Origin of the sequence: Alteromonas sp. V450, assembly GCF_001885075.1 — a bacterium.
In the GTDB taxonomy this organism is placed as follows: domain Bacteria; phylum Pseudomonadota; class Gammaproteobacteria; order Enterobacterales; family Alteromonadaceae; genus Alteromonas.
Genome location: NZ_MODU01000004.1, coordinates 4,381,103 through 4,389,503, shown reverse-complemented (window position 1 = coordinate 4,389,503; position 8,401 = coordinate 4,381,103). Strand labels below are relative to the sequence as shown.

At 51.4% G+C, this 8,401-nt stretch carries 8 protein-coding genes and 1 tRNA gene; all 9 read left to right on the top strand.

What is annotated here, in order from left to right:
* On the top strand, nt 1-554 hold a 554-nt coding region (locus BK026_RS19580; RefSeq protein ID WP_256253921.1), incomplete at its 5' end, for an Ig-like domain-containing protein.
* Nucleotides 527-796 carry a hypothetical protein gene (locus tag BK026_RS19575; RefSeq protein WP_143142152.1) on the top strand — a complete coding sequence of 90 codons (270 nt, stop codon included), beginning with the start codon at nt 527-529 and terminating at the stop codon, nt 794-796. The genes BK026_RS19580 and BK026_RS19575, both read left to right, overlap by 28 nt.
* Nucleotides 797-804: 8 nt before the next feature.
* Nucleotides 805-1,758 carry an Ig-like domain-containing protein gene (locus BK026_RS19570; RefSeq protein ID WP_071817401.1) on the top strand — a complete coding sequence of 318 codons (954 nt, stop codon included), beginning with the start codon at nt 805-807 and terminating at the stop codon, nt 1,756-1,758.
* A 29-nt stretch (nt 1,759-1,787) separates the two neighbouring features.
* Nucleotides 1,788-2,048, top strand: a complete 261-nt coding sequence (locus BK026_RS19735) for an Ig-like domain-containing protein (RefSeq protein ID WP_071817400.1) — start codon at nt 1,788-1,790, stop codon at nt 2,046-2,048.
* Nucleotides 2,014-2,640 (top strand): Ig-like domain-containing protein, encoded by a 627-nt coding sequence (locus BK026_RS19565; RefSeq protein ID WP_177247931.1) that lies wholly within the window; start codon nt 2,014-2,016, stop codon nt 2,638-2,640. The genes BK026_RS19735 and BK026_RS19565 overlap by 35 nt, the downstream gene beginning before the upstream one ends.
* A complete protein-coding gene (locus BK026_RS19560; RefSeq protein ID WP_071817398.1) occupies nt 2,637-3,320 on the top strand; it encodes an Ig-like domain-containing protein in 684 nt (227 codons plus the stop codon). Before BK026_RS19565 ends, BK026_RS19560 begins: the two co-directional genes overlap by 4 nt.
* Nucleotides 3,290-3,607 carry an Ig-like domain-containing protein gene (locus tag BK026_RS19555; protein ID WP_071817397.1) on the top strand — a complete coding sequence of 106 codons (318 nt, stop codon included), beginning with the start codon at nt 3,290-3,292 and terminating at the stop codon, nt 3,605-3,607. The genes BK026_RS19560 and BK026_RS19555 overlap by 31 nt, the downstream gene beginning before the upstream one ends.
* Complete coding sequence (locus BK026_RS19550) at nt 3,577-8,004, top strand: BapA/Bap/LapF family large adhesin (RefSeq protein ID WP_071817396.1); 4,428 nt, start codon at nt 3,577-3,579, stop codon at nt 8,002-8,004. The genes BK026_RS19555 and BK026_RS19550 overlap by 31 nt, the downstream gene beginning before the upstream one ends.
* 202 nt (nt 8,005-8,206) lie before the next feature.
* A tRNA-Arg gene (locus BK026_RS19340) sits at nt 8,207-8,281 on the top strand.
* Nucleotides 8,282-8,401 lie beyond the last annotated feature (120 nt).

Genomic DNA, 8,401 nt, shown 5'->3' with positions numbered 1-8,401 from the left:
TGACGGCCACAGACACCGATGGCAACAGTGCAAGTAATACTGGTACCGTTGTTATTGATCAGACCGCCCCTGCCGCGCCCACCATTGATGCCGGCAATGGTACAGAAATTACCGGTACGGCAGAAGCCAATGCTGTTATCGAGGTCGATGTTGACGGCGACGGTATCCCTGATTTAACCACTACCGCAGATGGCGATGGTAACTGGAGCGTAACGCCAGATACGCCGCTGGCCGACGGCACTGAGGTAACGGCAACCGCCACTGATGCTGCAGGCAATACCAGCGCTCCAGTATCTGACACCGTTAATGCTGCTGCACCACTTGTTAGCATTGACGATGTGGTCACAAGCGATACCACGCCAGCGCTAACCGGTAATGTGGACGACCCCACGGCAACCGTGGTGGTGACCATTAACGGTGTAGACTATCCCGCCACCAATAATGGCGACGGTACCTGGACACTGGCCGACAACACCGTGGATGCATTGGCAATACCGCCACCAATAATGGCGACGGTACGTGGACATTGGCTGATGATACTGTGGACACGTTAGCGGAAGACAGCTACAGCGCTACGGTGACGGCCACCGATCTTGAAGGGAATAGCAGTACCGCGAATGGCACCGTAACCATCGACACCACTGCCCCTGCCGCACCCACCATTGATGCCGGTAATGGTACAGAGATTACCGGTACCGCTGAGGCCAATGCCGTGGTTGACGTTGATGTTGATGGTGACGGTACGCCAGATTTAACCACCACCGCAGATGGTGATGCGATACTACGCCGGCGCTAACCGGTAATGTGGACGACCCTACTGCCACCGTGGTGGTGACCATTAACGGTCAAGACTATGCTGCCACCAATAATGGCGACGGTACTTGGACACTGGCCGACAACACCGTGGCTGCATTGGCGGAAGACAGCTACAGCGCTACGGTGACAGCGACAGACACCGATGGCAACAGTGCAAGTAATACCGGTACCGTTGTTATTGATCAGACCGCCCCTGCTGCGCCCACCATTGATGCCGGCAATGGCACCGTAATCACCGGTACCGCTGAAGCCAATGCTGTTATCGAGGTCGATGTTGACGGCGATGGTACCCCAGATTTAACCACCACCGCAGATGGCGATGGTAACTGGAGCGTAACGCCAGATACGCCGCTGGCCAATGGTACAGAGGTAACGGCAACCGCCACTGATGCTGCAGGCAATACCAGCGCTCCAGTATCTGACACCGTTAATGCTGCTGCACCACTTGTTAGCATTGACGATGTGGTCACAAGCGATACTACGCCGGCGCTAACCGGTAATGTGGACGACCCCACGGCCACCGTGGTGGTGACTATTGATGGTCAAGACTATAACGCCACCAATAATGGTGACGGCACCTGGACACTGGCTGATGATACCGTGGCAGCATTGCCGGAAGATAGCTACAGCGCAACGGTGACGGCCACAGACACCGATGGCAACAGTGCAAGTAATACCGGTACCGTTGTTATTGATCAGACCGCCCCTGCTGCGCCCACCATTGATGCCGGCAACGGCACCGTGATCACCGGCACCGCTGAAGCCAATGCCGTGGTCGACGTTGATGTCGATGGTGACGGCACCCCAGATTTAACCACCACCGCAGACGATGTGGGTAACTGGAGCGTAACACCAGATACACCGCTGGCCGACGGCACTGAAGTGACGGCGACCGCCACTGATGCCGCAGGCAACACCAGCGCTCCGGTAACTGGAGCGTAACACCAGATACGCCGCTGGCCGACGGTACAGTGGTAACGGCGACCGCCACTGATGCTGCAGGCAACACCAGTGCCCCAGTATCTGATACGGTTGATGCGGTTGCCCCAGTGGTTTCTATTGACGATGTCGTTACCAGCGATAGCACGCCGGCGCTAACCGGTAATGTAGACGACCCCACGGCAACCGTGGTGGTGACTATCAACGGTCAAGACTATACCGCCACCAATAATGGCGACGGCACGTGGACACTGGCTGATGATACCGTGGATGCATTGCCGGAAGACATCTGATACGGTTGATGCGGTTGCCCCAGTGGTTTCTATTAACGATGTCGTTACCAGCGATACCACGCCGGCGCTAACCGGTAATGTGGACGACCCCACGGCCACCGTGGTGGTGACTATTGATGGTCAAGACTATAACGCCACCAATAATGGCGACGGTACCTGGACACTGGCTGATGATACCGTGGATGCATTGGCGGAAGACAGCTACAGCGCTACGGTGACGGCCACCGATCTTGAAGGGAATAGCAGTACCGCGAATGGTACTGTAATCATCGACACCACTGCCCCTGCCGCACCGTCTATTGATGCCGGCAATGGTACAGAAATTACCGGTACGGCTGAAGCCAATGCTGTTATCGAGGTCGACGTTGACGGCGACGGTACCCCAGATTTAACCACCACCGCAGATGGCGATGGTAACTGGAGCGTAACACCAGATACGCCGCTGGCCGACGGCACTGAAGTAACGGCAACTGCCACTGATGCCGCAGGCAATACCAGCGCCCCGGTATCTGACACCGTTAATGCTGCTGCACCACTTGTCATCAGACCGCCCCTGCCGCGCCCACCATTGATGCCGGCAACGGCACCGTGATCACCGGCACCGCTGAGGCCAATGCCGTGGTCGAGGTTGATATTGATGGTGACGGCATACCAGATCTCACCACCACCGCAGACGATGTAGGTAACTGGAGCGTAACGCCAGATACGCCGCTGGCCGACGGCACTGAGGTAACGGCAACCGCCACTGATGCTGCAGGCAATACCAGCGCTCCAGTATCTGACACCGTTAATGCTGCTGCACCACTTGTTAGCATTGACGATGTGGTCACAAGCGATACCACGCCAGCGCTAACCGGTACTGTGGACGACCCCACGGCCACCGTGGTGGTGACTATTGATGGTCAAGACTATAACGCCACCAATAATGGCGACGGTACCTGGACACTGGCTGATGATACCGTGGATGCATTGGCGGAAGACAGCTACAGTGCTACGGTTACAGCCACCGATCTTGAAGGGAATAGCAGTACCGCAAATGGCACCGTAATCATCGACACCACCGCCCCTGCTGCACCGACAATTGATGCAGGCAATGGTTCAGAGATTACTGGTACCGCTGAGGCCAATGCAGTGGTTAACGTTGATATTGATGGCGACGGCACCCCTATGCTGCAGGCAATACCAGCGCCCCAGCATCTGATACGGTTGATGCTGTTGCCCCTGTGGTTTCTATTAACGATGTGGTTACAAGCGATACCACGCCTGCGTTAACCGGTAATGTAGACGACCCTACTGCCACCGTGGTGGTGACTATCGATGGTCAAGACTATACCGCCACCAATAATGGCGACGGTACGTGGACATTGGCCGATGATACCGTGGATGCATTGGCGGAAGACAGCTACAGCAGCATAGTAACGGCCACCGATCTTGAAGGGAATAGTAGTACCGCAAATGGTACCGTGATCATCGACACCACCGCTCCTGCCGCGCCCACTATTGATGCCGGCAACGGCACGTTGACGATGTGGTCACAAGCGATACCACGCCAGCGCTAACTGGTAATGTGGACGACCCCACGGCCACCGTAGTGGTGACCATTAACGGTGTAGACTATCCTGCCACAAATAATGGTGACGGCACGTGGACACTAGCCGACAACACCGTGGCGGCATTGCCGGAAGACAGCTACAGTGTCACCGTTACCGCTACCGATACTGCTAACAATAGTAGTACCGCAAACGGAACCGTCGTTATCGATACCACTGTGCCGGCGGCGCCAACTATTGATGCAGGCAACGGCACAGAAATTTCTGGTACCGCGGAACCTAATACGGTTGTCAATATTGACCTAGATGGTGACGGTACACCTGATGTAACAGTGAATTGTGATGCTTCAGGTAATTGGAGTTTTACGCCCAACCCGGCACTGGCAGATGGCACCGAAGTTACCGCTACTTGTACAGATGCCGCTGGCAATACAAGTCCTCCAGCATCTGATACGGTTGATGCAGTAGCGCCTGTTGTTAGTGTTGATGATTTAATCACGAGAGACACTACGCCAGAACTCACTGGTAATGTAGATGACCCCACGGCCACCGTGGTGGTGACTATTAACAACATAAGCTACACCGCCACCAATAATAGCGACGGTACGTGGACACTGGCTGACGATGTAATAGCAGCATTATCGGAAGGTAGTTTTAGTGTTTCTGTTACAGCCACAGATGATGAAAATAATGTAGGTAATGCCAGCGGCACGGTGGTTATTGATACGACCATAGATGAAAATAACAATGGCCAAACCGTCACGTTCGACAGCATTTCTAACGATTCAGGTATAGATGGTGATTTTGTAACGAGTGATACTACCCTAATTTTCAATGGTACTGTGGACCTTGGCGATGACACTTCACTCACCGTGACCGTTGATGGCACCGTTTATACCGAGGGCTCGTCGCCTGAATTGACCATTGATGGCAGCGGAAATTGGCGATTAGATTTGTCAGCAACATCTCTTGCAGCCGGTACCTATGCGGTAGTTGCAACGGTCACCGACGCAGCAGGCAACACTGCAAGTACAACCAGTCAGAACGTTGTAGTTCAAGCGCTTGATGCCGTAAACGATGCCAATGCTATCGATATGGGGGACCCCGTCGTCACTGCGAATGCTCCACAAACCACCAGCAATGTGGAAGTCATTGGCTTACTAGATTCAACGGACGGCGCTGACGCAAGCGCAACATTTACTATTTCACCGGACCACGTCGGTGAAGTACAAATCGACGTTGATCAGATTTCTCTTGTAGCGGTTGCAGACGCATATTCTGTTGAAGTTTATGATGATAATGGGCAACTGATCTACAAGGGTGTTAGCGCAAATTCAGAGCTTGCTGATGTGGGCGGGTTAGATATATTTAATGTGACTGGCGACCAGTCTATTTCGATTTCCTTGTCGGGCGTGTCTGCAGGTAATTACAAGGTTGTTGTTAGAAATGACGAAAACAAACTTGAAGAGCTTCTAGATGGTGATGGTAATGGCGATATTACACTCACCGAACTAGGCGACGCAGGGGTTGTACTTGGTCCAAATAATCAAGACGTTGTACTTAATACAATAGAAACCACCCTTAATGGCGGGGTATTAGGTATACCGGTCGGTGCTGTAGGTACACAAGTTAGAGGCGTGCTAGAGTCACTATTAGACAAAACCACGGTTATCGGTGTGGGTGAGTTAGTCAATGTGCTGACCGCTCCATTAGACGCAATTGGCCTAACATCGCTTTTAGGCGACATATTAAGCGAAATTGCGAAAATACTACTAAGCAATACGGTTACGCTTTTACAGGACACCGACATAACAACAACCGTGACCGAATACACCTACACGGGTAACACAGTTGCGTCGGGTAACCTGATCGATGGTGACAACGGTGGAGTGGGCACCGACACCATTATTGATGGCGCCCGCGCTTCGGTTGTCACCAACGCATCAGGTGACAGCGTGGCTATTCCTACTTCCGGAACCGTCACTATTCAAGGTGAATACGGCATACTCGAAGTAGCCGCAGATGGAAGTTACACCTACACCGCTTTTGGTGATCGCAATTCCGTCGGTCAGACAGAAGTCTTTACCTACACCCTCTCAGATGGTGAAACATCCGATATAGCATCGTTGTCGATTACTATTTCAGGAAGTGGTTTCCCACCGGTGGTTGCGCAGGATGATACCAATAATATAGAACTAGGCGCACAAACCGCGATTGTAAATGCGTCGGTGAGTGACAGCGACCATGAAGTGCTGGGCCTATTAGACGGGTCACCGTCTTCAGGCTCGCCAACGGCTGCAACGCCATTTACCGTAGGCGTTGGATATTCTGGTGAAGTCGTTGTTGAAGTGAGTCAGAAGGCGCTTGTAGCAGTAGCAGATGCGTATATCGTGGAGATTGTCGACGCATCTGGAAACATTGTGGCGACAGCAAAAGCGCCCGATGACCCGCTTGTGGGCGATGTGGCGGGTTTAAATGTATTGGGCATTGTAGGTAACGATACCCTACATGTTAAATTCGCGGGGCTCCTTGCAGGTGACTATGCGGTGGTAGTGCGCTACGACGAGAGCGTTCTTGAGTCATTATTTGACCAAAACAGCGACGGTTCGGTATCACTTACTGAGTTAGGCGATGGCGGTGTTGTGCTTGGTCCAGATAACCAAGATGCGGTACTCACTGCTGTTGAAAATGCGCTCAATAATGATCCTGGCCTTTTGTTAGGAACAACAGTAAGAGGAATATTAGAAACCGCACTTTCTGTGACAGACTCGATTGGCGCCGGCGATCTCGTCGGCACAATAAGTAACGGCCTTTCTGTGCTAGGCCTCGACGCTTTGCTAGACACAGTGCTTGGCGCTCTGGCTGGAGCATTGTTGAGTAACACACTCACGGTATTGCAACAGACAGAAGTCACTACCACGCTCACCGAGTACGCATTTGTTGGCACTACGACCACAACGGGAAATGTAATCGATGGTGCGATTAACGGTGATGGCATTGACAGTATTGTTGAAGGAGGTGTTGTTACACATATCACACACCTTGTTGGTGGAGAAGTTAGCGAAACAGTGACTGTGCTAGGCAGCGACACCAGCGGCGTAACCATTTCTGGTAGCTATGGCGACCTGACAATATTTGAAGATGGAAGCTATATATACGTAGACAAAGGGTTCAGAGACGGACTAGGCGAGACAGACACTTTCACCTATACGATTTCTGACGGTCGTAATTCGTCTACTGCTTCGTTGAACTTCAGTATTTCTGGGCAAGGTATTTCAAGTGACACGGCCAGTGCTGAACTCACCTATGACTTTGTGACAGAGCTAGGAACCTTAGGAACTGTTATATCGTACTCTTGGGGATTGTTGTCACCATCAACAATACCTGAGCAGACCGAGACATTTGAAGTAGCCAGTGATACTACTCAGGATGTAGTGCTGACACTCGATACCAATTCCTTGGTCTCTGTTGGGGCGCGCTTGGAGCTAACACTTGAAAAAGATAATGGTGGTGTGTGGGAGCCAGTGGGGACCCTTCAAGATACTGACCTATTAAGCCTTCTTGACCTTGATGGTGATGCACAAGTTGCAATCAATGGGTTAACAGCAGGACTGTATCGTATTGTATTAGATGGCTCTACCGGCCTGAGTACAGGCGGTAATCTATCGCTGAACTTCGATTTCACAACCACAAAACTCACGGAATTCGAAGTGGCGAGCGTACAAGCGGCTACCGGAAGTTTATTGCAAAACGATGTAATTATTGACAATACGTATACCCTGTCAGTTTCTACTAATGGCGTTGACTTCCAGGCAATTACCACCTCTACGTTGCTAGTGGGCCAGCATGGAACGCTGCAGATAGATGAAAATGGCAATTACACTTATACGCCTGATAGCAATACCGAGGTGTTCAACGGCACGTTGACTGAAACGTTTAGTTACCGCCTAGCGTACTCAGATGGAACCATCGAACAAGCCGATTTCACTATAACAATAACGTCGACCGGTGAAGGCGTCACTGAGGTGTCTGGCAACGCATCGTCGAGCGGTGAGGCTGAAATTATCGATTTTGCTATCGCTGACGCTCAGGTAGCGTTATCGATGAGTGGTGGAGACAACGATACAATTGCGCTACCGGAAGAAGGAGATAACCTCACCATACCTATCGATACTGGTGTCACAATGGATAGCGTGGAATTGGACTTTTCTCCCGAAACACTGGTTTTGCCATCGTTGAACGCCGGCGCCGTCCAGGTTTCTTCGGATAATTCGTTACCTTCTGGTACAGCCGAGCTTAATTCAAGTTCAGTTGAAGCTGGTAGCAACGAAATAGGTGCAGCATCGTCGACAGAGTCTGAGGTACTAAAAACGGCAATTGATAAACCACCTTTAACAGACATTTAATATGGCCTAAGAACAAAAAAACCTGTTGGAAAGTTCAACAGGTTTTTTTGTGCCTGCTGCACTTTCATACTGTGCTACGTGTTCCTGTCAGTAATACCGGTCATGGTCCGCTCTTGGCTTTTGGCATATGCTACTGCACCTCATTGATAAATCAGGGGTTTCGAAATTTATTGTTCTGAGTATAATAAAGAAGCGCCAGCAAGTCCCCATAGTTTAATGGATAAAACAAGGCCCTCCTAAGGCTTAGATGTTGGTTCGATTCCAGCTGGGGACGCCAATGACTACACGTGAAAAATTGTGGAGGTAAACAACACTTTACGTCGCAAATTAAAAAGTTATCGCGCCACTCCCATAAGTCATTTGCGGTTCTGTCAAAATGCGTAATACTTTTCAAAAT

Coding starts and splice junctions, on each gene's coding strand:
- BK026_RS19565 (WP_177247931.1), top strand. CDS start 2,014: ATGATACCGTGGATGCATTGCCGGAAGACATCTGATACGGTTGATGCG.